The sequence below is a fragment of the Chrysiogenes arsenatis DSM 11915 genome (assembly GCF_000469585.1).
Lineage (GTDB): Bacteria > Chrysiogenota > Chrysiogenetes > Chrysiogenales > Chrysiogenaceae > Chrysiogenes > Chrysiogenes arsenatis.
In genome coordinates, this window is record NZ_AWNK01000010.1 from 135,023 (window position 1) to 158,153 (window position 23,131).

The window sequence follows — 23,131 nt, forward strand, 5'->3', positions numbered from 1 at the left end:
GAATGTATTATTGTTGGAGATATTCTTCGAGGTGACGTTTTTTCGCGCGTCGGCGTAGCGTTGTCAATGCCCTTTCTTCCAGTTGCCGCACTCGCTCTTTTGAGAGGTGTAAAATCTGCCCGATCTCATCAAGTGTTTTGGGAACCCCTTCGGTAATTCCAAACCGGAGGTCGATCACGTGTGCATCACGCTCGTCGAGCCCTTTGAGGATATCGTGGATTTCTTGGGCGATCATGTGGCGTGAATAGCACTCTTCGGTTAATTGTTCTGGTGGGGCTTCAAGGTGATCTTTCAGAAAATAATCATCGCTATCGCCCACAGGGCTTTCAAGGCTCAGGTAGGTTCGAGTGGCGCGAAGGATATCTTCAATATGTGAAGTGTCCAAACCGTATTCGTCCTGCAGCTCTTTTTCGGTTGGTTCACGCCCGTTGTCGCGCAGGAAATCCCGTTTGGCATGATTGATTTTCGACGCCATGCGTGCTTGTTTACTTGGAAGTTTAACGGTGTTGTTGTTGGCAATAATGGCTTGAATAATCGCCTGCTTGATCCACCACACGGCGTAGGTGATAAAGCGGGTGCCACGTTCGGGGTCAAAGCGTTTGGTGGCTTCGATGAGCCCAACATTCCCTTCGTTAATGAGGTCGAGCAGGTTCATGTCGATATCGCGATATTTCATAGCGACTTTCACGACAAAGCGTAAATTTGATTCGACCAGACGGTGAAATGCTTTTTGGTCACCGGCCGCAATCTGGCGCGCCAGCGACTTTTCTTCGTCAGCGGTTAGGAGGTTTATCCGGCTGATTTTACGCAGATATTCTTTGAGGCTATCAACCGATGGGTTGGCGGCGCGATACACTTCCTCGCCAACGTCGCGGGTTGTGCTCTCTTCGTCGCTTGCCTCTGCGGCAACCTCTTCTTCGTTGACGTGGGTGTCGTCGCTTTGCTCGTTGCCGCTCATAGCTCTCTCCTTCGCGCGAGTATCATGCCATCACCAATAGGCAGCAGTGTGGTGGTATAGGCTGCGTGATGCGTCAAAAATTGAGTGAATTCTGCAATTTCGCTCACCCCTTGATGGTAGCGGGTGGGCAATTCGGCTTTTTCTTTCGCTACCATGCCGCGAAACAGCATGTTATCAAAAACGATAACGGCGTGTGGTGTGCACGGGAGCACGTGAAAGTAGCGCGGGTAGTCCCGTTTGATGGCATCAATGAACACAAAATCAAAAGGGTCGCCATTCAGTGTCGCGATCACATCCAAAGCTTTTCCGCAGCGCAAATCGAGTTTTTCACTGTGCGGTGTGCCATGCAAAAGGGTTTGCGCCAGCGCAAATCGCTGCGGATTGCTTTCGATGCTGAGTAGGGTTTCCAGCGAACTGCCCGCCCCTTGCAACATGGCATAGGTGGAATAGCCTGCGCCAGTTCCAATCTCAAGTATTCTTTTCGGACGTAATGCGGCTGTCATAAAGGTTAAAAATCGTGCTACGTCGGGACGAACTGAAGGGACGCCAGCGATTTGCGCCTGTTTGATGAAGTGCGCTTCGCTCTGGTTGACGGTTGTTTTCCAGAGCGTTTCCATATAGGCATCAACATGGGGCAGAAGGATTTCGTCGTGTCGTTCAAGTGGGTAGGTCTGCATGGGGCCATTGCCGTTCGAGTTCGTACAGTGCTATCGAAGTGGCCATAGCGGCGTTCAGGCTTTCGACTTTTGGTGCCATGGGGATGCGGCCGGTAAAATCAGCATTCTGTTTCAGGATTGGTTTGACGCCCGTCCCTTCGTTGCCGATAATCAGCCCGATTTTTCCGTCCAACTTGAGCGATGCTAGTGGTTTGCCACCCATATCAAGGCAAAGAATCCAAAAGCCGGCGGCTTTGGCCTGCTCGACAAAGCGGGTGAGGTTGGCGACCCGTGCCAGTGGAACGTGGTGAATCATCCCCGCGCTGGCTTTGGCAACCACGTCAGAAAGAGGGGCGGTCTCGTGTTCGCTCATCACTACGGCGGCACCAAAGGCGGCGGCACTGCGAATCAGAGCACCAAGATTGCCGGGATCTTGCACGCGGTCGACAATGACTAAACGACTTGCCTGCTTTAAGATGTCTGCCGGATGCATTTGAGGAATTTCGGCGATAAAGGCACCGACTCCTTGATGATTATCACCAAACAGCTCGTCAATTTTTACTCGTGGTAACACTTTACAAGGAACATTGATGGCTTTACAGGCGGCAGTCAACTCTTCAACATTGCGTGAGCAGAATACCTTTTCGACGCTTGATTCGCGTAAAGCGGCCATCACATTATTCAACCCTTTGATCTTCATTGTGTCACCCATATTTCGTCAGTCGTTGTTGTCGTGTTGCTGGCATGTTCTTGGCCGAGAAAGTGGCGAATCGCTTTTTCGCCATCTTCACCGATATCAAAAGAGAAGTCGTTGACGTAGAGTTGGATGTGACTTAGCATCACATGATCGTCGAGTTCTTGTGCATGTTGGCGGCAAAACGCCAGCGTTTCGCCCATGGTGCGTGTGGCGGTGATGATGCTCTGGCGAATATCGTTCTGCAGTGTTACCGCCAGCGCATGACCTAAGCTGCGGCGCATCACAATGCCGCCAAGTGGGATGGGAGCGCCCGTGGTTGTTTCCCACCACGTGCCAAGGTCGGCAATACGGTGGAGTTTCTGCTGTTCATACGTAAAACGACTTTCGTGGATCAAGATGCCGAAATCGGCTTCACCGTTGATGAGAGCGGGCATGATAGTTTTGAAAGGGCGATATTCGATACTCGTATCGATGGTACTGTAGGCGGAAAACAACTTTTGGGCGGTTGTCCGTGCGCCGGGCGAAAGGACGCGCGCGCCAGCAAAGAGTTGACGCGGCTGCGTGCTGACCAGTAGTGGGCCAACACCGTATCCGAGTGCGCCACCGCTGCGTAAGAGCACGTAGCGGTCGAGCAGGGAATCGAGTAACGCGTACGACACTTTTACGATATCAAATTTTCCCGCGCAGGCGAGTTCGTTCAGCGTTTCAATGTCGTGGTACTCCACTTCCAGATCATAGCCTCGCTCTTCGAGGCCATGAATCAGGTGGTGGAAGATATACGTGTCATTCGGGCATGGGCTAATGCCCAGCAACAGGGTTGGTTTCATGGTGTGGGTAACGGTTAATCGATAGCGATGGATTTCAGCAGAGCAATACTGTCTAAGCACCGCCCGACGCCACGCACGGCAGCGCGCAGTGGTTCTTCGGCAATCGAAACCGGCAGATTGGTCTCTTCACGAATCAGTTGGTCGAGTCCACGAATCAGCGCCCCGCCACCTGCCAGCATAATCCCTTTGTCAACGATGTCCGCTGCCAGTTCCGGTGGTGTTTTTTCAAGTGCCACCTTAATCGCATCAATGATGGTAGAGATGGTTTCGCGCAACGCTTCGCGGATATCGTCACTGCTGACATCAACATGCTTGGGGATGCCGGCAATCAAGTCGCGCCCTTTTACCTGCATAATCAGCGGTTCGGGGAAGACATCATAGGCCGAACCGAGTTCAATTTTAATTTTTTCAGCAGTCCGGTCGCCGATCAGCAGGTTATGCTTTTTGCGGATGTATTGAATGATCGCTTCGTCCATTTCGTCACCGGCCACCCGCACACTTTTGGCGTACACAATTCCAGAAAGCGAGATAACAGCGACTTCGGTGGTTCCGCCTCCGATATCGACGATCATATTGCCGTTTGGTTCTTGGACGGGCAGATCGGAGCCAATCGCAGCGGCCATCGGTTCTTCTATCAAGTACACTTCGCGCGCACCGGCTTGGCGTGCGCTATCTTTGACGGCGCGCTTTTCCACCTGTGTGATGCCACTGGGGACACAGATAACAACGCGAGGGCTAACGAGTGTTTTACGGTTGTGAACCTTTTGAATGAAGTATTTCAGCATCGCTTCGGTTACTTCAAAGTCAGCAATAACTCCGTCTTTCATCGGGCGAATGGCGGTAATCGATCCGGGGGTTCGCCCCAGCATTTCTTTGGCTTCTACCCCGACCGCAAGCACCGATTTCGTCCGTTCATCTATGGCTACAACGCTCGGTTCGCTGAGTATTTCGCCCCCGTTGTAATAGACAAGAGTGTTGGCTGTCCCTAAGTCAATAGCAAGATCTCGGGAAAAAACCCCGACTATGGCATCAAATATCAATGGAGTCCTCCAAGCGGATAATAGGAAAATGAAAGAGATACCGTTGGAAATTACCGTAGTTTACCCTATTTGGCAATTATTAAACCTGTGAATGATCTATCTTTGAGAATAAATGCATCCGCAATACGTTTGCCGATAGAAATTGTTTTCACGTGAGATGACCAAAGAGCGTTGAAATCCCCCTTCTTTTTTGAAGTTTGCTTGGTAAAAAGGAATTGTAAATTGTTCGCCGAGTGCTGTGCCAAGAGCATTGATACGCGTCGCATCTTTGTGTGGCGAAATAGAAAGCACCGTACTAAAGCTATCATACCCATGCTCAGCAGCATAACGCGCTGTTTCTTCAAGGCGTAGCGCGTAGCATTGCGTGCAGCGTTCCCCTTTTTCGGGTTCATGTTCCAGTCCGGCCACGCGTTGAAACCACTGGGTGGGATTGTACGGCGGGACGATAAGTGGAATGTTGATAGTGTCACGACACCATCGTTCAAGTTCGCCAAGTCGCTTGGTGTATTCGGCTGCTGGGTGGATGTTGGGGTTAGCGTAGTAAAGGGTGATAGATACCTGCTCTTTCAGTCGTTCTATCACCGTGCCGGAGCACGGTGCACAGCAGGAGTGGAGCAGCATTCGTCCCTTGGGCGGTGGTAGCGCGGTTGATTTCATAATGACTGATTGAGGTGTTCCCGCAGGCTTTCGTCAAAAGGGGCTTTTGCAATCCCATGTTGCGTGATTATGCCGCTGATATAACGCGCTGGTGTGACGTCAAAGGAAGGATTGAAAACCGCCACGTTGTGCGGTGCGATTTGGACACCACCGCAGTGTGTCACTTCGCGTGGGTCACGCTCTTCGATGACGATATCGGACTCATCGGCCGCCTGAGGGTCGATGGTCGAAACGGGCGCGGCAACGTAAAAAGGGATGTTATTTTCGCGAGCGAGCACGGCGACGGTGTAGGTTCCAATTTTGTTGGCGGTGTCGCCATTCATGGCGATGCGATCAGCACCAACAACAATGGCCTGTACTTTTCTCTGACGCATAACGACGCCTGCCATGTTATCGCAAATCAGTGTGACGGGGATGTTGTCTTCCATCAATTCAAAGGCGCTGAGGCGAGCTCCTTGAAGGAAAGGGCGCGTTTCATCAGTAAAAACATGAATCCGTTTGCCCTGCTCAACTGCTGCACGAATAACGCCTAGTGCGGTTCCATAGCCTGCTGTTGCCAGTGCGCCAGCATTGCAGTGCGTCAGTACGCCGCCATGATCCGGCAGCAGGGCGGCTCCATGCGCGCCAATGCGACGGTTGATGGCAATGTCCTCTTGATGGAGTTGACACGCGTGTTGCCAGAGCGCGTTCGCAACGGTTGCGGTGTTCGTTGCGGTTGGTATGAGCGCATTGCATGCCTTTTCCATTGCTTCCAGCGCCCAAAAAAGATTGACGGCGGTCGGGCGGGTGGCGGCCAGCGTAGTACGGACGGATTGCATGTGGTTGGCCAAGGTTTCAAGTGGGTGGCTGGTGACTTCGTGCGCGCCCAGTGCGTAGCCGTAGGCTGCACTGACACCGATAGCTGGAGCGCCGCGCACGACCATGGTACGGATGGCATCGGCGACATCATTGTGTGTGCGGCACGCGATATATTCGACCTTGAGTGGGAGAATGCGTTGATCGAGAAGTTGTAAAACAAAAGGGGCAGTAGTTACGATTGCGTCAGCCATGGGAAATATTCCTTTTTCTGGTTTGCGGTTATCCCCGTAATGCGGAGAGTTTTTTGTCGCCCGAGCTCACCGCGCAGAATGGTGATGCTCGATCGTGGGATGCGCAAAAGTGCCGCAAAGTAGGCGATCACCTGCTCGTTGGCTTTGCCATCAACGGGCGGCGCGGTGATTTTTAGTTTTACAAAACCCGCTTCATGCACAAGTTGTTCTTTGCGGGAGCGTGGTATAACCCGCAAGTCAAAGGTGACTTCTTCGTATTCATCCTTTGCCATCGCCACCTTCGCGCAAGGAACGGAGAAAGCGGTCGAGTTCTTCTTCGGAATACTCGCCATCATCACTTTGTTTTTCTACTTTTTTGCGATAGAGCGAAAATTCAGCATCGCTATCATTTGATTTCGGTGCGTTCGGTTGAGCCGTGTTGGCTGGCTGGGCATGAGCTTTATCGATTTTTGCGAGAACATCAGCAGCCTGATCCGCGACAGTTTTTTTGGCGCTCGCTTTGTTTTTTTGTGTGGCAGTGTTGGTTTTTGGGGCAGATGGGGGGATGGGATCCACCAGCGCAAAACGGGTTTCGTCATCAACACGTTCTTCCGTCTGGCTTTTTGCTACAAGCCGTTGGTATTTCCCTTCCATTTGTTCGGTAAAGACAATACCAGAGTTAAAGACAAACTTTATCTCTTTGAGCGCAGCGCTATAGCGATCCATCATCTCTTGCAAGCCCTGCTCTAAAAATGCACGCCGCTCCGCTATGTTGGCTTCAATTTCGGCGCGTTGTTGATTGGTTTCGGCCATCATTTCATCACGATGCTTTTCTGCTTCCTGGCGGGCGCTGTCAGCAAAAAGTTGTGCTTGGTACAGCGTGGCGTGTAGCATTTCTTCTTTGCCGGAAATCTGGTCGAGTCGGCTTTGTGCTGTGTCAGCACGCTCTTTGTGCGCCTCAATTTCGCTGAGCAGGTTCGCAATGTACGCATCGACCTGCTCTTTGTCGTACCCTCGAAATCCGGTATCAAAGCGTTGGGTCTCTTCTCCCATTTTTTACTCCTCCCTCACTGCCTGTCAAAAACCACGGAACAAATTTGCTAAAAGCCGCTGGAGAAACTGAATCGCTATAAAAACCACGATAGGCGAAAAATCAATCCCCGAAATAGGTGGGATGATCCGGCGAAACGGAGCCAGTACTGGCTCCGTAATGCGATAGATAAACTGGACGATAGGATTGCTGGGATCAGGGCTAATCCACGACATGAACATGCGAGCGATGAGTACCCATGTGTAGAGGTTAAGCAGAAACATCAGCGTGCCAAAGAGTGCACCAATAAAGCTTCCCGCGACAGTATGACCCATTTCTCAGCTCCTCCCGAGTTCTTTTGATCGTGCGCACGCCGTTTCCGCCGCCGCAATAAAGGCCGAACGGACGCCCGCTGCTTCCAGTGCGGCAAGGCCGGCAATCGTTGTCCCTCCCGGGCTGGTGACTTTTTCGCGGAGCAGTGCAGGGTGTTCGCCAGTTTCAAGAATCATTTTGCCTGTTCCATACACGGTTTGCGCAGCGAGTGTTTGTGCCAGTTGACGTGGGAGGCCAAGCTTGACACCCGCGTCGGAAAGGGCTTCTACTACAAGGCAGAGGTATCCAGGGCCGCTGCCAGAAAGAGCCGTAACGGCGTCAAGCTGTGATTCTTCAACTTCAAAAACGAGGCCAACGGCATGCAGTAGTTGTGTGACAGCGGTGCGATCGGCTGCTGTCGCAAGGGTGTTCGTGCTAAAACACGAGACACCCGCCTGCACGAGTGCCGGAGTGTTGGGCATAACGCGGACAATTCTGGCCAGCGGGAGCGCATGTGTGAGTGTGCTGAGGCTGACGCCAGCAGCGATAGAAACAATCAGACTGTTTTCGCGGCACTCCTCAGGCAACTGACGGGCAACATCGATGATTTGCCCTGGCTTCACGCAGAGGATAACGACCTGACTTGGCGCTATCTTGCTTGCCGATACAGCGGTTTCTATGCCCTGAAAACGCGCGCTCACACTTTGAAGTCGCTCTTTGTTGGTATCGCAGCAGAGTATTTCAGCAGGCGTCGCAGTGCCAGACGTTATTAGCCCTGTGATTATTGCTTCAGCCATGTTACCAGTGCCGATAAAAGCGTATTTGAACATAGAGTCTTTTCTCCTTTTTATCGTGCTCCAAAAAGAGCAGAACCAATCCGTACCATCGTCGCTCCGTGAGCGATAGCGGCTTTAAAGTCGTCGCTCATCCCCATAGAAAGAGTCGTTCCGGCAAGTAGCCCTTGCGTGTGCCATTCCCGTGCCATCGAACTCAGTAACGCAAAGGCGCGATCACTTTCCCAGGCTTGTGGTGGAATGCACATCAACCCTGCGGTATGGATATGGGGCATGGTGCTTTGAATCTCGCAAAGCAGTTGTGGCGCATCGGCGGGTGAAATTCCCCCTTTTTGGGGTTCATCGCCGAGGTTTATCTCAACAAGGCAAGGTTGGATAACGTTGCGCTTGGTTGCCTGTTTTTCGATCTCCTGCGCCAGCGAAAGGCGGTCAAGCGTATGAATCAGGGCAACGTTGCCAATCAGGTATTTTACTTTATTACGCTGCAGTTGACCAATAAAGTGCCAGCGAATATCGGATGGCAGTGCGGGTATTTTATCAAGTAATTCTTGTACGCGATTTTCGCCGAAGTCACGACATCCGGCATCGTAAACCAGCTGAATATCAGCCGTAGGAAAAGTTTTTGAGACCGCAATCAGCGTAGGTATTTGTGGCGCTTCACTATGCTGTGCGGCCTGAGCGAGCGCTTGAAGTAAGGCATGGTAGCGTTCTTTCAGGGCATACATACCAGCGACAGGTTCCTTCCGGTTTGTGGCGAACGTCGATACGAAAAATACCCCGCATCGTGCCGAGTACAGTGCCCTACTGTTGCAATATGGTGTGTTTGCAACGAGCAAGCGCGCAATTGTAGACTGGTAAGCGCCCAGAGATCAAGCGAATAAACGCCGTTATGAAGATGGATAATGGCGTCATAGCCTTTTTCTCGAAATTGATCAGCCACGTCGGCGCCGACTTCAAAACATGTGGTACAGATCGAAGCGCCAATAAGTGCACGACTGGTGTGAGGCGAAAGTTCCGGTAATGCTGCGCGCATTTGTGCAAGAGTTTGCCCAACGATATTTGCCAATGCGCCGCGCCAACCAGCATGAATAGCCGCAACGGCACAGACAGTGTTTGCGTCATCACGCATTTCCAGCAGTATAGGGACGCAATCGGCGGTCAAGATGCCGACTGCCATGCCAGATGTTCTTGTCCACAGCGCGTCGGCTTCTGGTGCTTCGCTTGGGGTGACCTCGGCGATTTCTTGACAGTCGCATCCATGGACTTGGCGCGGAATGGCGAGTTGGGTGTAGCCTACAGCTCGTTTGAGTGCGGCATAATTTGCATCAACGGCTTTGGGATCATCTTCCACGCGATAAGAGAAGTTCCCCTGCGCAAACGCTCCTTGGCTTGCGCCATGGGTTGCTTGTGTCAGCGCGTGGCTCGTTGACGGCGAGAAGAGCGGGCTTGTGAGGTAGGCCAATCCATCGTGCTGGTGTTGAAGAAATGGTTTGCTCTGCATCAGTGAAGGTAGGTAACGATATCGTCGAGTAAAAGGCGGTGGCGTGCGGGCTGCCCCTTGGAGCGATAGCCAAACGGGAGTAGCATTGCGATGGTGTAATCATCATCTGTGTTGATTTCGAGCGCGTTTTCTACCAGTTGCGGATGAAACCCGCCGATAGCGCACGAATCGATACCAATCGCAGCCGCAGCGTTCATCATATTGGCGGCTGCAATATGGCACTGTGCAATGCTCCATTCTTTGGCATTGGTAGCTGCTATGTAATTGCGGTACATGTTTTTAACGGCAGTATACGCCTCCTGAGGCAGCCCCCAGCGAGCAAACATATCAGAGACATACGCGCCATCAGCATCAAGAAACTTTCCCGTTTTAGCCAGAATAGCAACGAGCTCGGCGCATTCGCCAATCTGGCGTTGGCCATAGCAGGCTGCCATCAGCTCTTGACGCTTAGAAGGGCTTTTGACGACGATAAACTGCCATGGCTCAAGACCAAAAGAGGAAGGGGCCAGTCGGCCCGCTTCCAAAATGTAGCGAAGATCATCGGGAAGGATTTCGTGATCTGCTTCGAAAGATTTACAGGAATGGCGCACGGCTAGCGCCTGTGTAAACGCCTCCCGAGGGGTCATTGTTTTTTCCCGTCGACATTTGCTTCTGGAGCTTGAACGCGACGAATGCTCAAGATTTGCACGGCTTCACGTGGTACATCTTGGTGACCGCCTTTATTGCCGGTTTTGACGTTGGCAATGGCGTCTACCACTTCCATACCGCTGCTGACTTTGCCGAATACGGCGTAACCGAAATCGCGCGAACCGTGATCAAGGAAGGAGTTGTCGCTGAGGTTGATGAAAAATTGTGATGTTGCACTGTTGACGTTCATGGTACGAGCCATTGCGAGCGTACCACGCTCATTTTTCAGACCGTTGTCGGCTTCGTTTTTGATTGGCTCACGGGTTGCGCGTGGTGTCATGCTCGCATCCATTCCGCCACCCTGAATCATAAACCCGTTAATCACGCGGTGAAAAATAAGCCCATCGTAATGTCCATCGTCAGCGTACTGCAGAAAATTGGCCACCGTGACCGGCGCTTGGTCTTCAAATAACTCAACCGTAATGTCACCGTGATTCGTAGCGATAATAACCATGAATAAAAAACTCCTTAGAAAAATTGCAAAATGTTTCATTGTTGATACCCTATTTCTTTGGCAGTAAATGTGAAAAAGAATACCATCCGTTGCGCTGCGCGTATAGGGGGAAATGTACTTGTTTTTGAGGGTCGTTGATAGAATATTTCGCAGTTAGCCATGTTACTCGACTTCGTGTTATGTTTTGGTAATTCGATACAGATACCATGGTGAAAACAGAGAAGGAGTCGCACAATGACTGATGACGTAGCGCCACTGAAAGAAACATTGAGCCATCTCCTCGCCCAGCATGCGTCGCCTCTTTCGTTAAAACAAATTCGTACCCTACTGGGGTGTAATAAATCGCAATTTTGGAGTGTCGAGCGGGTGCTCATCGCAATGGTGCAGCAGGGCGAAGTGGTGCGTGCTTCGCACGATACGTATGCATTGCAGCAAACGACCCCGCTGGGAATTGTCAGTGTCAGTGGCGGCGGCGCGGTTTTTGTCCGTAGCGAAGCGGGCGAGGAGTATCGTGCCGAACCCGCCGACGAACTGGGTCTGATGTCGGGCGATACCGTGCGCTACTGGATTCTTCCAAGCGGCAAGGCGCACATCAAAGCGGTCGTTGAAAGGGCGTTTCATACGATAGCCGGAACCGTCGTTGCCGAGCGCAACCGCTTTTGGCTCCGTGCGGCGCGCAAAGGGGTTCCCAATATCCATCTGGCGGTCGAAGAACTGGCCGGAGCCGTGGAAGGTGATGGGGTTGTTGCCAAAATTACCCGCTATCCCGAATTCCGTAAAATGGCTGAAGGCTCCGTGCTGGAAATTCTTGGAAAAGCCAATGATGCCACCGTCGAGCGGATGTTGGTGCTCGAAGCGTACGGCTTACGGCGCAGTTTTCCCGATGATGTCATGGCGGAGGCGCATGCCATCTCGACGGAAGTTCACCAGACACTTGGCCGCGAAGATTTTCGCCATCTGCTCACGTGCACCATTGATGGTGAAACGGCGCGCGACTTTGACGATGCTATTTCGCTCGAAACGATTCAAGGCGGTTTCCGTCTTGGTGTCCATATTGCCGATGTTGCCCACTATGTTCCGGCCGATTCGGCACTCGACCGCGAAGCGTTTGCCCGTGGCACGTCCGTTTATTTTCCGGCCTATTGCATTCCGATGCTGCCGGAGCAGCTTTCCAACGGGATATGCTCACTGAATCCCGGTGAAGATCGCTATGCGATGAGTTGTTTGATGGATATTTCCCCCGACGGCATCGTGCTGGATGCGCGGATTACCCCTTCGATTATTCACAGTGATCGGCGCTTTACCTACACGGCGGTTCAGGAAATACTGGACGGTGCCGCGAGTGACCTTGATTTCGGCACGGTGTTGCCGCGCATGGCGACGTTAGCGAAGAATCTGCGTAAGCGCCGTTTCCAGCAGGGAAGTATTGATTTTGATAAACCGGAAATGGAAATTATCGTCAACGACCATGGTGCGCCAATTGATATCCGTCCTGCGGTGCGTCTTTTTGCCCATAAAATGATCGAAGAATTTATGCTGGCCGCCAATGTGTGCGTGGCGCGTCACCTCCATTTTCACGGCTATCCCGGCATTTACCGCGTACATGAAGAACCCGACAAAGCAAAACTGACGCAGTTTGCAGCACTGATTGGTCGTTTTGGCTATAAGTTGAAGGGGAAGGAATTCCACTCACACGAACTCAACCGCCTGATGGAGTCTAGCTCGAGTCGCCCCGAAGGCTTTATTATTTCGACACTACTGCTGCGCAGCATGAAGCGCGCGCTCTACAGCGCCGAGCCAGCGTTGCACTACGGCCTCGCGTTTTCCCACTACTGCCATTTTACCAGTCCGATCCGTCGTTATCCCGACTTAATGGTGCACCGCATTTTGTGGGCGACCTTCCAAACCTCAAAGCAAGAACAACGGCTGGCCAAAATCGCCGAACAAACCGAGGCTATCGCGCGTCAATCCAGCGCTCTGGAACGACAGGCGCAGGAAGCAAGCTATCGCATGGACGCCATCAAAAGCGTGCAGTTTCTCCGCCCGTTTGTTGGCGAAGAGTTTGATGGCATTATTTCCGGCATCACCGGCTTTGGCTTTTTTGTACAACTGAAAAAATATTTTATCGAAGGGTTGGTGCATATTTCGCGCCTCGATGACGATCATTACACCTTTGACGAAGAGCGTCACGAGCTGGTGGGCGACCGTCGCAAAAAACGGTATTGCCTTGGGCAGGGTGTGCGGGTGCAATTGGTGCGCGCCAATGTCGAAGAAGTGCAGCTCGATTTTGATCTGATTTCGGCGCAGCGAGTGCAAACAACAGAACCCGAATTTCCATCGCGAAAACCGAAACGGGTAAAGAAACTGCCGATACCAAAAACAAAATCCAAAAAAGGGGCGCAAGGGAAAGGGAAGCCAAAGCCGAAACCGAAGTCGTAGCTGGAAGTGTAGGAGCTATTGATGTGGCATATTCATCCATTGTCCGCTCTTATGACCGCTTGTATTGTCGTGCATAGTGCAGTTTAGCAATGACTTAACGTGAGCTTGAGCCGAACCATGTCCGGATAAATGTCCGCTTACATGATGATCCGCATTCCCATACGTAATCCGCTGAGGAGAGATTCATGAGCACACTTGTCGATACCAGATGGGCGATGCAGCCCAATGTCCGTTATATGGCGATCAATCAGGCAAAAACCTGGGATTACCTTTTCCGTCTGGTGGAGGATGGAGAGTTTCGATTGCCGGTTCGGCGTATGTGCCACCTGCGCCAGAGCGGCTTGATGAAAAATGGCAGGAGCTTGAGCAGCTTGTGGAAAAGAGGATAATCAAAAACTTTACGATGAATTTAGCTGGTGACGCGTAGTTTGGATCGGTGGATGCGCCGACGCTTTGTTGGGCGAGTTACGCCATTTTTACCACCGCATCAGCGCGGAGTAGATCGTCTTGATCGTGGGTAATCAGCAGGACGGTTTGGCCGTCGATATTGTCCCATACGGTTTGCATAAATTCGGCACGGGTGAGTGGATCAAGCCCTTCGGTTGGTTCATCTAAGATAATAATCGGTGGGCGTTTCAGGAGTGTGCGCGCCAGCACCAGTCGCCGCCCTTGTCCACCGGAAAGGGTCGCACCGCTTTCGCCGACCCACGTTTCGAGCCCGTGTGGCAAGGTGCGAACAAATGCTGCGAGTTTCGCGCGCTCCAGCGCTTGCCACAGTTCGTCGTCGTTGGCGTCCGGTTTGCCGAGCAGGAGATTGTCGCGGATGGTAGCACCGAAAAGGTCACTTTTTTGCGAAACAACACCGATGAGGGTGCGCAGTGTCGCTTCGTCAAAGTGGCGTACATCAATCCCGTCGATGGCGATTTCTCCTTGCTGCGGGTCGTACAAGCGGGCAAGTAGATGGGTGAGCGTTGATTTTCCAATGCCGGAACGTCCGGCAATAGCGACGGTTTTCCCTTGATCTATGCGGAGTGAAAAATCCTGCACGATCGGTTTTGATGGGTCATAACCAAATGTTACATTTTGGAAAACAACATCATATCGATTGGGTAGGGCAATTGATTGTTCGGGAAACGTAACGGCGGGTGTCGCGCAAACTATTTCATTCAGCCGAGTTGCGGCATTAACGGTTTTTCCGAGTGATTGCCATGCGAGTGGTAGCCCCATAACGGCTTCGAAGGCGGCGAGTGACCCGAAGGCTATCAGCGCGATGTGCGCACCGTCAAAGACTCCGGCTTGGCTGAGGGGAATGGCTATTATGAGCAGGATGACGACGGCGAATCCAGCGAGACAGGTGTTGGTGGCACTGCCAAAGGCACTGGCGTAGGCAAATTTTCGCTGCCCTTGCAGGAGTTGCGCGGCATATGCTGCAATTCGCTTTTGGTGTTTTCTGTAAGCACCATACGCGAGCAGATCAGCCATCCCTTGAATATCTTCGACTAAAGCGGTACGCAGTTGATTTGATGCTACTAAGGTCTCCGTTCCGGCACGGCTGCCGAAGCGTGACGCGATAAACGGTACAAGCACGCCTGCGGCAACGTAGAAAAGCCAAAACGCGACGGCGAGCGGTGGCGCCAGCCACCACAGAAAGAGGCCGACGAAACTACCAACGCCTAGCGCCACTATACTTGGCGAAAGGAGGCGGATGAAAAGGTTGTCGAGCGTGTCGATATCGCCAACGATCCGCCCGAGTAGGTCACCACTGCGGCTGCGAGCGAGCCTGGCGGGAGTAAGTGGTTCGATGCGGTCATAAAACCAGACACGCAGTGATGCGAGCAGCCGGAATGTCGCTTCGTGCGCCAGCACCCGTTCGGCGTAGCGTCCACCGGTGCGAACGATGGCAAAGCCGCGCACTCCGGCGCTGGGGGTGAAAAAGTTGAAGGTGTGCGCGGTCGCGGCACTCATTCCGGCAAAAGCTGCCGCGCTCAGAAACCAGCCGGAAAGTGCCAGCAGGCCAATGCTGGCCATGGTCGCCGCAAGGCTGAAAAAGAGTCCCCAGAATATCCACAGGCGACTGGGCCAGAAAAGTCGCAGGAACGGAACAAGCTCATTCATGCCGCGCTCTTCGTTCTTGTTTATGCCCGAGCAGGTTGCACACGTGTTCGTTGGCATCGCAGTAGTTATTGGAACACGGGTCGATGTGGATAACCACGTCGGCATTTGGGACACCATTTTTGATGCGCGCTTCTACTTTGTCGGCAATGCGGTGTGCCTGTTCAATGGTAAAAAAGCGGCAGACGGTAATATGCAAATCCATGACGTTGATCGATCCGCTTTTGCGGGTGCGTAAATCATGAAAATCGATCAGAGCCTTTTCGTCGTTAATAATGGCTTCGATTTCCTGTTGTAGCTCATCGGGCAGAGCCGTTTCCGTCAATTCCTGAAAAACCCGCCACAGCATCATAACCGCTTCTTTCATAATGTAGACGGCTACAACCAGCGAAATCACGGGGTCGATCCACGGAATGGGCAGGAAATACATGATCACGAGCGCCACAAAAACGCCGCCGTTCGACCAGACATCGGTGGAGTAGTGCAGCGCATCGGTTTTCAGGGCAATGGAGTCGGTTTTGAGCGCCACACGGTTTAAATAGCGGCTGAGGAAAAAGGATATGATAGTGCTGAGTGCCATAACCGCTATGCCGAACTCCAGATGTTCCATAACAAACTCGCCACTGATAAGTCGGGCAATTGCTTCTTTGCCGATAATGATGCCGATGGCAAAAATAATCGCTGACTGAATCAACGCGGCCATTGTTTCGAATTTTCCATGTCCGTAAGGGTGTCTGGCGTCGGCGGGCTCTGCCGCAAAACGGATTCCAATGTAGTTGATGGCACTCATCAGAATATCCATCACGGAATCTATCGCCATGGCTATTACGGCAATGGAGTTGACGGAAAACCCCGTCACCATTTTTAAGAGTGCCAGCAGCGTCGCCACGGTTATGCTGAGGCGCGAGGCGCGGAGTTTGGTGGAACTATCAGTGCTGGATGTGTCGATGCGCGGGGCCATGAGTGCTCCTGAGTCTTGCGCGCAGGTCGGAAAAAGAAGCGCGCTTTTCTTGTGATTTTTGGTACAGTATAGTGATTGGAAGCATACCATACCACCCATATAGGAACATCGATTTTCTCTACAGGAGGTGCCCCATGATTGTTGGAATATTGCGTGAAATAAAAACGGCAGAAAGTCGTGTCAGCATGACTCCCGCTGGAGTCGAAGCGATGGTTGCACATGGTCATGAGGTGTTGGTCGAGCAACATGCAGGACGTGCCAGCGGTTTTGACGATCAGGCCTATTGTGACGCGGGTGCGCGGGTACTCACATCATCTGCCGAAATATACCGTCATGCTGAACTGGTGATGCATGTCAAAGAGCCGCAACCATCTGAATACGAACTGATCCGTAAGGGTCAAGTGGTGTTTACCTATTTTCACTTTGCTGCTTCAGAAGCACTGACCCGCGCCATGATTGCCAACCGTTCGGTTGCCATTGCCTATGAAACCATTACCGACGTCCACGGTACACTGCCGCTCCTGACGCCAATGAGCGAAATTGCCGGTCGCATGGCGACGCAGCAGGCAGCGCATTATCTGGAACGCTCATCAGGTGGGCGCGGAATTTTGCTGGGCGGCGTCCCCGGCGTGGCACCAGCCACCGTGGTCATTCTCGGTGCTGGCGTGGTAGGAACCAATGCCGCGCAGATGGCGTGCGGTTTGGGGGCGCGGGTGGTGTTGCTGGATACGTCGCTGGCGCGATTGCGTCATCTGGCGGAAGTAATGCCGAAAAACTGTACCCTTTTGCTGGCCACAGCGGAAAATATCCGTCAACTCCTTCCTGAAGCCGACGCCGTTATCGGCGCGGTGCTCATCGAAGGGGGCAAGGCACCGATGCTTATTCGTCGCAGCCAATTGGCGCTGATGAAGCGGGGCGCACTCTTAATTGATGTGGCAATTGATCAGGGGGGATGTTTTGAAACCTCACGCATGACCACTCATCAGGAGCCAGTCTACGATGTTGACGGAATACTGCACTACTGCGTGGCGAATATGCCGGGAGCGGTGCCGCTGACATCAACGATCGCGCTGACCAATGCCACCCTCCCGTATGCATTGGCCTTGGCCGATCATGGATGGGCGCACCGAGCGAAAAGCGATGCTGGCATGCGCAACGGAGTCAATATTGCGTGGGGAGCGGTGACACACCAAGCCGTGGCCGAAGCGTTTGGCCTGCCATTTACACCGGTGGAAGCGGTCGTCAATACGCTGCTCCCTTCGGGCGGGTAGGGTTGTGGGAAAGACAGTTAAGAGAGCTGCCCTTGGCATGACGATAAAAAATTGACAACGAGCTTATCGATAAGGTACTAACTGGCTTGTTGCGTTTCCATGGAGTTGAAGGTAAATGGATCATTGTAGTGGATATTGAATGCCACAGCATCGGCACAAGTCGGTTGGTGGCTTTATTATCCAATGGTTTAATTTGTGAGGGGGAATGACAAGCCGGAGGGAAACTTCAGATCAAGCTGATAACGGCAAAAGACCACCAAAACTGCTGGATCAGATGCCACACGTTCCGTCATTCTTTTGCTCCCCATTTATTGGAAAGCGGTTATGATATTCGCACGATACAGGAGCTACTTGGTCATAATGACGTCAAAACGACCATGATCTACACTCATGTATGAAACCGTGGGCCCGCAGGTGCACGCAGCCCGATGGATGGACTGTGAACGGCTTTTTATCAGGATCCTCATAAAAAGCTGCGCTACACGGTAGGGAATATCGTAACTGTATAAAAATATGGGGATTTTAGTGTTTTATTAATAAAATCGAATGGTGTCTTATGCGGATAAGGACGCCTGAAACGTCATCTTATACGGATCCGCCTAAAAACAAGTTATGTTTTACCAAGGAGAATGTGATTGGATTCTAAACTGTTTGAGTTCACTGGTAGGTTGGAAAATGTGATAAGAGATTCGATCAGTGGCGTCTCTGGACATGAGTGGGACGAAGATTTTATTACCCGAAATTTACTCAGAGATCTTAGAAACGAATTATCTGGCTCACGGTTTATTGGCCGAGATAGGAAAAGCAGTATCAACTGGCAAATTTATAAGCTCAAGGGGACTTTTGAGAATAACTTTGGTGATGTTGCTTTAATTGTAAATATTAATTATCAAGATGGAACATCGATTAATGGGGCTGCTTTTTTAGAGGCCAAAAAACGGGATTGGCGAAAGATAACTTTTGGGGCAATGAAATTGCCTCAAGCCAAGAAAATTCTAAAGAATGCGCCGCGCTCACAGTATTTACTTTATGACTATGAAGAGATAACCGGCTTCTTAAATGGCTCTTTATATTTGGAGGAGTTGAGTTACTACTACCACCATCGTGGGGGGAATGTTCCGTTCGCTCCAGTGACAAGAGCCGTTTGTGTGCCGCTTAATCTGGCAGTAGCAACTACTTCTAAGGATACTCTTCTATACCGTCACAGCGTTCCGTTTTCTCAGATGCTGTCAAACAGGTATTTCCAAGGTCTGGATTTAGAATTCGATGATACATCTAAGAAAGTAGCTACCGGGTTTTTGAAAAAGTTTGGACTTCCAAAGTTTATCGTAAAAATAGATATCGCTGAGCCAGGTTCAGATGGCGGAGATAATGACCTGCGCGTTAATCCGCAGGAATACCAGCAGATAGACTAAAACATAACAAAGTGCTGCTCTGGGGCAAAACTACGCTGCGCTTCGTTTTGCCCCAGAGCACAGCGTTAGGCCGTTCCCACACACTTTCCAAGGAGGTACCAATGGTCTCTTTTGCTGATCCAGTAGAACAAGAAATCTGGTCCACCGTCCGTGCAATGAATGACGCCTGGACGAAGGGTAACCCCGACGACCTTTCGAAGTTCTTCCACCAAAATATGGTTGCTATCACTGCCACTGATCGCAACCGCCTAGATGGTGGGGCTGCCTGTATTGCTGGATGGAAGGGTTTCTGCACCGCCGCTCGTACCCATCGCTGGGAGGAAATCGACCCTACCATCCAGGTCTACGGCAACTCGGCAGTCGTTGCGTACTACTTCGACATGTCTTTTGAGATGGGTGGTCAAACAATCAACATGGGCGGCAGAGACATGTTTTTCTTCGTCAAGGAAGGTGAAAGGTGGTGGGCTGTCGCCGACCAGTTTTCTCCATATCCGGCCTAACCACTAGTTGCAGGGGACGCTGTGCGATAAAGCCGCGCAGCGCCCATGAACTCAAACGTTAGCGCACAAAACACAAGGGGAAACTCATGAACAAAAAACTTACCTTGATTGGTGTTCTCGTTACTTCGGCTTTAATATCTGGGTGCGCCAGCTCGATAAAAAAAGAGGTTGCTGGTTATGAATACCACATTCAAGACAGCGCACAAAAGTCCAGTAGATTAGAGATGGAAATTAAAGGTATTGAACAAAAAATAGCAGCTACCAATAGCGAAATATCTGAAGCAAAACAAGCAAAAGCTAAAAAAGAACGGATGCTTCGAGAACTGTCAAACTCAAAGGATAGTTCAAAAAGGTGGCTATCCAATAATAGGGATGTTTATGTAAATGGCCAGTGCATTACTCCAGACCATGGGAAAAAACCTGAACCATATTGTCCTTCACGCGAAAGTTCCAGAAAGCACGCCTTAGCATACTGTTCTTTATCAGTAGGTTGCGACGTTGCCATGCTAGCCGTTGGAGATGAGCTTGATACTTTTTCCAAAAGGTTTTTAGCTAGTGAGGCATGTTCAAGGTCTGTGGCCGCTCTCCAAAATAAAGGCTATCGAGCTGATCAAACAGTATTAAATGCTATAGAAGCCTTGTCAGATACAGGATGCAGAAACGATGGCGAAGGCTTTTGGGCAGGCTTGGCAGCCTTCGGAGGATGCATGATGAGTGCATCAATTAAAATAACAAAGATCAATGCTTTTAAAAACTGCGTCACAAATAATCAAAACTCTTGCTATTCAAAATACACAGAATGGTATCAAGAGCCAAGTCAGCGAAAATCAAGTTGTTCATCGAGCGTCAATAGCATTACAGAATACGAAAGAAAAACCCCAATATACAGGCGTGAAGTGGCACAATATGGCAACACCATATCCGAACAAAACATTGAGGTTAGCCGCCTTAATACAGAGCTTACAAGAAAGCGCAGTCAGCTTTCTGAGCAAAACGAACGCAATAGAAGGTACTCCGAATTGCTTCAAGAAAAAAAGAAAACACTTGCGTACAAATTGATAGGCAAGTAAGTGCGCTAACATACGGGTAACCTGCCAGCCAAAGCGGTAAGCCGATAGGCTTNCGATAGGCTTACCGCTTTGGCTGGCAGGTTACCCTTGACGTTAGCCATTTCCGGAGGTGACTTTGCAACGAGAACGAATTTACCGGGTACTGCTTGATAGCGAATGGCAGCTCGATGACCTTTATGAATTCCCTCAAGCCTTTGCGAAAAGCTACGCGTTCATTTACTGCTTGGATTCTGAGCTTGCCCCTCGTGATCGAGACAGAATCAATCGCGCGTTAGCCGAGTACCCTTGGCGGGGCGGTTTCAGCTACGTGAATATCAATACGGTGCTTCACAACCAGGTACCGATCCATGACCGTCCGAGAATCCGCTCCATTCAATATGCATCGCCTGGTTGGCTTGATCTCTTCCTTAATGTCGATGTTGCGATTCAGGTAGCAAAATCGGTCGGGGTCTTATTGGGTGCTGCTGGCAGCGCCGCTTTGACGTACAAGGGCATATACAAGACTCTGGCTAGCATTAAGGTCGAAAGGGAGAAAGCGAAGCTCCAAACCTTACAACTCACGCAGGCGCAGGCGAAAGTTGTATTGAGCCTTTGCGACGACATGGCGAAGTTCCTTGGATTCAAGAATGTCAAAGAGCTACATCAGTTCACTGGCAATCCCGAAACCAGCATGAAACTTCTAGCCGCCCACTACCGACGCACGAAGACACTGACCGAGTTCGTTGAGAACGGCAAAGCTGAGCTACCATCCGCGGAGTATGACAATGGCTAACCCATCATTCCACCGGATCTTGCGCATAAAGCCGCGCAAGGCCGGTGAATTCAGACGTTAGACCAGAAGAGGGGAAGTGCATTGGCAAGTCTTATCAAAGTATCCGATATCTCTTGGCGGCAGCCTTTTGTTGACCGGAGGAGAGAATTTCACCTGTGGGGTGTCCAGCCTGATGTCAAAAAACATTGTCGTTTCGAGGACGGCACCAAAAGGCTCCTTCGGATAGCGTTTGATAGTAATCTGGGCCTAGACATAGATGTGCTGGACTATTTCCAGATCACGAGCAGAAGAAAAGTTAGTTTCCCTAAAGCGCTGCAAGAGGTTGTCAAACTGGTTGTTATTGATAATCCTGATTCGTACTTCACTGTTACCGTGATGGATGCTCAGGCAATTCCTAAGGAGGCTGCCTCGCCGAGTACTGAGGGTGTGGCCAGCATAAAAACAAGGGTGGGTCAGCAACAGTTCCGGAAAAGCCTTTTAAACTACTGGGGTGGCTGTGCGCTTAGCGGTTTGGATTTCCCGGATATATTGAGGGCATCTCACATAAAGCCTTGGTGCCTGTCCGACGACCGCGAGCGTATTGATTTTTTTAACGGACTTCTTCTGTCGCCTACTTTTGACGCCCTCTTTGATAAAGGTTTTATCTCCTTCGATAATGAAGGAGATATTCTGATCGGGGATTCGGTGCGAGGTATGGCAGGGGAGCTTGGTCTTAGTGATGGGATGCGCCTCCGTAAAATTGAAGAAGCGCATAGGAAGTATCTGCGCGAGCACAGGAATATTTTTGGGTTTTCCTCGCAGGAGGTTGCTTGCGGGGAGTCTAACGGATAAGGTTAGATCGTGATCGCGAAGCGAGCCACGATCTGAACCGTTTGTTGGACAAGCCCAGCGGCGACCGCCATGTTACATGAAAATATCTTTTAGGATCTGGGGTTGCTAGATCAGTAAATTGAATCGTCGCGAGGTTGGAAGTAGTTGCGGATCATTTGCAGCCATGATTTTGTTATTTTATCGTTTTTTATCGCCCTTTTGGTTGTTTTTTAGGCACAGCTATCCCATAGCATGTAGGTTGATTGACTCTCTCTGGCACGTAGTGCGGTTTACATAGATAACGCCTCTTTGTTTGTCCGCTGGTACAGAATCTGTGGGCGGGAAACCATGGTCGCAATGATTGTCATCTTTGCTCCGCAAGCCGGACAAGCGATTACCGGTCGCGGCTTTGGTTTTGATAATCTAAAATTGACCAGTTTAGAGGCCTTGTGATTACTGAAAATTGACCATCCTAATTATCCCTTCGCTACTATGGTGCTTACCATAGCAATCGAAGGAGAGAGGATGCTTAGGATGGATCAATATGAACATATTCGCACGGCTCATCGGGTCTATGAGCAAAGCATAAGTGAGATATCTCGGATTACCGGCCATTCGCGCAACACTATACGTAAGGCGCTCAGTGAGCCGTATTCTGGTTATTCACTGCGCCATTATCAGCCGTTTCCTGTTTTGGGGCCATTCCAGAAGATCATTGACACTTGGCTTGCCGATGATCGTGATCGTCCTCGCAAACAGCGCCACACCGCCAGACGCATTTATGATCGACTGGTTTTTGAACACAACTTTTCCGGCAGCGAATCCAATGTCCGCAAATACGTGCGTGAAGCGAAAGAACGACTGGGCATCAGCACCATAAAAGCCTTTTTGCCTTTGGAGCCTGATCTTGGTCAAGAAGCTGAGGTAGACTGGGGAACAGCGGTGGTCGTTATTCAAGGCCAGACACTGAAGGTCAAGATTTTCTGCATGCGCTCCAAGGGGTCTGGCAAACCGTTTTTACGTTTGTACCCCTGTGAAAGACAACAGGCCTTTTTCGATGCACTCATGCGTGGGTTCTTTTTTTACGGCGGTGTCTTCCCACGACTGATCTTTGATAATCTGACCACCGCTGTGCGCAAG

At 51.0% G+C, this 23,131-nt stretch carries 26 protein-coding genes and 2 pseudogenes; 10 read left to right on the forward strand and 18 right to left on the reverse strand.

Annotated features, from left to right (window positions below):
* Positions 1-7: 7 nt before the first annotated feature.
* The 15 genes from P304_RS0108850 to P304_RS14820 all read right to left on the reverse strand — a co-directional run bounded on the left by P304_RS0108850 (position 8) and on the right by P304_RS14820 (position 10,641).
* A complete protein-coding gene (locus P304_RS0108850) occupies positions 8-958 on the reverse strand; it encodes a sigma-70 family RNA polymerase sigma factor (protein ID WP_027390256.1) in 951 nt (316 codons plus the stop codon).
* Positions 955-1,635, reverse strand: a complete 681-nt coding sequence (locus P304_RS0108855) for an O-methyltransferase (protein WP_027390257.1) — start codon at positions 1,633-1,635, stop codon at positions 955-957. The genes P304_RS0108850 and P304_RS0108855 overlap by 4 nt, the downstream gene beginning before the upstream one ends.
* Positions 1,616-2,314 carry a 23S rRNA (guanosine(2251)-2'-O)-methyltransferase RlmB gene (gene rlmB / locus P304_RS0108860; RefSeq protein ID WP_027390258.1) on the reverse strand — a complete coding sequence of 233 codons (699 nt, stop codon included), beginning with the start codon at positions 2,312-2,314 and terminating at the stop codon, positions 1,616-1,618. The genes P304_RS0108855 and rlmB overlap by 20 nt, the downstream gene beginning before the upstream one ends.
* On the reverse strand, positions 2,311-3,198 hold the full coding sequence (locus P304_RS0108865; protein ID WP_152514513.1) for a 1,4-dihydroxy-6-naphtoate synthase: 888 nt from the start codon (positions 3,196-3,198) through the stop codon (positions 2,311-2,313). Before P304_RS0108865 ends, rlmB begins: the two co-directional genes overlap by 4 nt.
* Positions 3,153-4,178 carry a rod shape-determining protein MreB gene (locus P304_RS0108870; RefSeq protein WP_027390260.1) on the reverse strand — a complete coding sequence of 342 codons (1,026 nt, stop codon included), beginning with the start codon at positions 4,176-4,178 and terminating at the stop codon, positions 3,153-3,155. The genes P304_RS0108865 and P304_RS0108870 overlap by 46 nt, the downstream gene beginning before the upstream one ends.
* Before the next feature lie 96 nt (positions 4,179-4,274).
* Positions 4,275-4,835: an epoxyqueuosine reductase QueH gene (locus P304_RS0108875; protein ID WP_034764863.1), complete on the reverse strand. Its 561-nt coding sequence runs from the start codon at positions 4,833-4,835 to the stop codon at positions 4,275-4,277.
* Entirely contained in the window at positions 4,832-5,884 is a 1,053-nt protein-coding gene (gene mtnA / locus P304_RS0108880) for an S-methyl-5-thioribose-1-phosphate isomerase (protein WP_051321553.1), read from the reverse strand. Before mtnA ends, P304_RS0108875 begins: the two co-directional genes overlap by 4 nt.
* Positions 5,866-6,156, reverse strand: coding sequence for a DUF167 domain-containing protein (locus P304_RS0108885; RefSeq protein WP_051321554.1), 291 nt, complete (start codon positions 6,154-6,156; stop codon positions 5,866-5,868). Before P304_RS0108885 ends, mtnA begins: the two co-directional genes overlap by 19 nt.
* Complete coding sequence (locus tag P304_RS0108890) at positions 6,143-6,916, reverse strand: DivIVA domain-containing protein (protein ID WP_027390264.1); 774 nt, start codon at positions 6,914-6,916, stop codon at positions 6,143-6,145. The genes P304_RS0108885 and P304_RS0108890 overlap by 14 nt, the downstream gene beginning before the upstream one ends.
* Before the next feature lie 24 nt (positions 6,917-6,940).
* Positions 6,941-7,228, reverse strand: coding sequence for a YggT family protein (locus tag P304_RS0108895; RefSeq protein WP_034764865.1), 288 nt, complete (start codon positions 7,226-7,228; stop codon positions 6,941-6,943).
* A 3-nt stretch (positions 7,229-7,231) separates the two neighbouring features.
* Positions 7,232-8,035, reverse strand: coding sequence for a pyrroline-5-carboxylate reductase (gene proC / locus P304_RS0108900; protein WP_027390266.1), 804 nt, complete (start codon positions 8,033-8,035; stop codon positions 7,232-7,234).
* Positions 8,036-8,052: 17 nt separating this feature from the next.
* Positions 8,053-8,724, reverse strand: coding sequence for a YggS family pyridoxal phosphate-dependent enzyme (locus tag P304_RS0108905; RefSeq protein ID WP_027390267.1), 672 nt, complete (start codon positions 8,722-8,724; stop codon positions 8,053-8,055).
* Positions 8,712-9,500 (reverse strand): purine nucleoside phosphorylase YfiH/LACC1 family protein, encoded by a 789-nt coding sequence (locus P304_RS0108910; RefSeq protein ID WP_027390268.1) that lies wholly within the window; start codon positions 9,498-9,500, stop codon positions 8,712-8,714. Before P304_RS0108910 ends, P304_RS0108905 begins: the two co-directional genes overlap by 13 nt.
* Positions 9,500-10,126 (reverse strand): nitroreductase family protein, encoded by a 627-nt coding sequence (locus tag P304_RS0108915; RefSeq protein ID WP_027390269.1) that lies wholly within the window; start codon positions 10,124-10,126, stop codon positions 9,500-9,502. Before P304_RS0108915 ends, P304_RS0108910 begins: the two co-directional genes overlap by 1 nt.
* Positions 10,123-10,641, reverse strand: a complete 519-nt coding sequence (locus tag P304_RS14820) for a peptidylprolyl isomerase (RefSeq protein WP_051321555.1) — start codon at positions 10,639-10,641, stop codon at positions 10,123-10,125. The genes P304_RS0108915 and P304_RS14820 overlap by 4 nt, the downstream gene beginning before the upstream one ends.
* A 234-nt stretch (positions 10,642-10,875) precedes the next feature.
* On the opposite strand from P304_RS14820, the gene rnr reads away from it, so the two are divergent.
* Positions 10,876-13,080, forward strand: coding sequence for a ribonuclease R (gene rnr, locus P304_RS14825; protein ID WP_051321556.1), 2,205 nt, complete (start codon positions 10,876-10,878; stop codon positions 13,078-13,080).
* Positions 13,081-13,265: 185 nt separating this feature from the next.
* Positions 13,266-13,469 (forward strand): hypothetical protein, encoded by a 204-nt coding sequence (locus P304_RS0108930; RefSeq protein ID WP_152514515.1) that lies wholly within the window; start codon positions 13,266-13,268, stop codon positions 13,467-13,469.
* Positions 13,470-13,545: 76 nt separating this feature from the next.
* Here the strand turns inward: P304_RS0108930 and cydC are convergent, their stop codons facing one another.
* Complete coding sequence (gene cydC / locus P304_RS0108935) at positions 13,546-15,195, reverse strand: thiol reductant ABC exporter subunit CydC (protein ID WP_027390271.1); 1,650 nt, start codon at positions 15,193-15,195, stop codon at positions 13,546-13,548.
* The gene (locus P304_RS14830; RefSeq protein ID WP_051321557.1) at positions 15,188-16,153 is read right to left on the reverse strand and encodes a cation diffusion facilitator family transporter; all 966 of its coding nucleotides are present in this window, start codon (positions 16,151-16,153) and stop codon (positions 15,188-15,190) included. The genes cydC and P304_RS14830 overlap by 8 nt, the downstream gene beginning before the upstream one ends.
* Before the next feature lie 134 nt (positions 16,154-16,287).
* Here P304_RS14830 and ald point away from each other — a divergent pair, with 134 nt between their 5' ends.
* The 7 genes and pseudogenes from ald to P304_RS17245 all read left to right on the forward strand — a co-directional run bounded on the left by ald (position 16,288) and on the right by P304_RS17245 (position 22,012).
* The gene (gene ald, locus P304_RS0108945; protein ID WP_027390272.1) at positions 16,288-17,424 is read left to right on the forward strand and encodes an alanine dehydrogenase; all 1,137 of its coding nucleotides are present in this window, start codon (positions 16,288-16,290) and stop codon (positions 17,422-17,424) included.
* A gap of 269 nt (positions 17,425-17,693) precedes the next feature.
* A pseudogene (locus P304_RS16680) lies at positions 17,694-17,822 on the forward strand (tyrosine-type recombinase/integrase); the annotation flags it as partial.
* A 237-nt stretch (positions 17,823-18,059) separates the two neighbouring features.
* Entirely contained in the window at positions 18,060-18,839 is a 780-nt protein-coding gene (locus P304_RS14835) for a hypothetical protein (protein ID WP_034764867.1), read from the forward strand.
* A gap of 101 nt (positions 18,840-18,940) precedes the next feature.
* A complete protein-coding gene (locus tag P304_RS0108955) occupies positions 18,941-19,339 on the forward strand; it encodes a nuclear transport factor 2 family protein (RefSeq protein ID WP_027390273.1) in 399 nt (132 codons plus the stop codon).
* A gap of 86 nt (positions 19,340-19,425) precedes the next feature.
* Positions 19,426-20,409: a hypothetical protein gene (locus P304_RS0108960; RefSeq protein WP_027390274.1), complete on the forward strand. Its 984-nt coding sequence runs from the start codon at positions 19,426-19,428 to the stop codon at positions 20,407-20,409.
* Between the two features lie 115 nt (positions 20,410-20,524).
* On the forward strand, positions 20,525-21,181 hold the full coding sequence (locus tag P304_RS0108965; protein WP_027390275.1) for a hypothetical protein: 657 nt from the start codon (positions 20,525-20,527) through the stop codon (positions 21,179-21,181).
* Between the two features lie 81 nt (positions 21,182-21,262).
* Entirely contained in the window at positions 21,263-22,012 is a 750-nt protein-coding gene (locus P304_RS17245) for an HNH endonuclease (protein WP_051321558.1), read from the forward strand.
* A 269-nt stretch (positions 22,013-22,281) separates the two neighbouring features.
* Here P304_RS17245 and P304_RS17680 read toward each other — a convergent pair.
* Positions 22,282-22,401 (reverse strand): annotated as a pseudogene (locus tag P304_RS17680) (IS91 family transposase); the annotation flags it as partial.
* Positions 22,402-22,525: 124 nt separating this feature from the next.
* Between P304_RS17680 and P304_RS0108980 the strand changes: the two are divergent.
* The coding region (locus tag P304_RS0108980; protein WP_169720915.1) for a transposase at positions 22,526-23,131 on the forward strand (606 nt) is incomplete at its 3' end.

What these genes read in the sequence shown, in the direction of transcription:
- P304_RS0108875 (WP_034764863.1), bottom strand. Translation starts at nt 4,835, where the DNA reads ATGAAATCAACCGCGCTACCACCGCCCAAGGGACGAATGCTGCTCCAC.
- P304_RS0108855 (WP_027390257.1), bottom strand. Translation starts at nt 1,635, where the DNA reads ATGCAGACCTACCCACTTGAACGACACGACGAAATCCTTCTGCCCCAT.
- P304_RS0108915 (WP_027390269.1), bottom strand. Translation starts at nt 10,126, where the DNA reads ATGACCCCTCGGGAGGCGTTTACACAGGCGCTAGCCGTGCGCCATTCC.
- P304_RS0108955 (WP_027390273.1), top strand. Translation starts at nt 18,941, where the DNA reads ATGGTCTCTTTTGCTGATCCAGTAGAACAAGAAATCTGGTCCACCGTC.
- P304_RS0108960 (WP_027390274.1), top strand. Translation starts at nt 19,426, where the DNA reads ATGAACAAAAAACTTACCTTGATTGGTGTTCTCGTTACTTCGGCTTTA.
- mtnA (WP_051321553.1), bottom strand. Translation starts at nt 5,884, where the DNA reads ATGGCTGACGCAATCGTAACTACTGCCCCTTTTGTTTTACAACTTCTC.
- rnr (WP_051321556.1), top strand. Translation starts at nt 10,876, where the DNA reads ATGACTGATGACGTAGCGCCACTGAAAGAAACATTGAGCCATCTCCTC.
- P304_RS14830 (WP_051321557.1), bottom strand. Translation starts at nt 16,153, where the DNA reads ATGGCCCCGCGCATCGACACATCCAGCACTGATAGTTCCACCAAACTC.
- rlmB (WP_027390258.1), bottom strand. Translation starts at nt 2,314, where the DNA reads ATGAAGATCAAAGGGTTGAATAATGTGATGGCCGCTTTACGCGAATCA.
- ald (WP_027390272.1), top strand. Translation starts at nt 16,288, where the DNA reads ATGATTGTTGGAATATTGCGTGAAATAAAAACGGCAGAAAGTCGTGTC.
- P304_RS0108910 (WP_027390268.1), bottom strand. Translation starts at nt 9,500, where the DNA reads ATGCAGAGCAAACCATTTCTTCAACACCAGCACGATGGATTGGCCTAC.
- proC (WP_027390266.1), bottom strand. Translation starts at nt 8,035, where the DNA reads ATGTTCAAATACGCTTTTATCGGCACTGGTAACATGGCTGAAGCAATA.
- P304_RS0108930 (WP_152514515.1), top strand. Translation starts at nt 13,266, where the DNA reads ATGAGCACACTTGTCGATACCAGATGGGCGATGCAGCCCAATGTCCGT.
- P304_RS0108885 (WP_051321554.1), bottom strand. Translation starts at nt 6,156, where the DNA reads ATGGCAAAGGATGAATACGAAGAAGTCACCTTTGACTTGCGGGTTATA.
- P304_RS0108895 (WP_034764865.1), bottom strand. Translation starts at nt 7,228, where the DNA reads ATGGGTCATACTGTCGCGGGAAGCTTTATTGGTGCACTCTTTGGCACG.
- P304_RS0108890 (WP_027390264.1), bottom strand. Translation starts at nt 6,916, where the DNA reads ATGGGAGAAGAGACCCAACGCTTTGATACCGGATTTCGAGGGTACGAC.
- P304_RS0108850 (WP_027390256.1), bottom strand. Translation starts at nt 958, where the DNA reads ATGAGCGGCAACGAGCAAAGCGACGACACCCACGTCAACGAAGAAGAG.
- P304_RS0108905 (WP_027390267.1), bottom strand. Translation starts at nt 8,724, where the DNA reads ATGTATGCCCTGAAAGAACGCTACCATGCCTTACTTCAAGCGCTCGCT.
- cydC (WP_027390271.1), bottom strand. Translation starts at nt 15,195, where the DNA reads ATGAATGAGCTTGTTCCGTTCCTGCGACTTTTCTGGCCCAGTCGCCTG.
- P304_RS14820 (WP_051321555.1), bottom strand. Translation starts at nt 10,641, where the DNA reads ATGGTTATTATCGCTACGAATCACGGTGACATTACGGTTGAGTTATTT.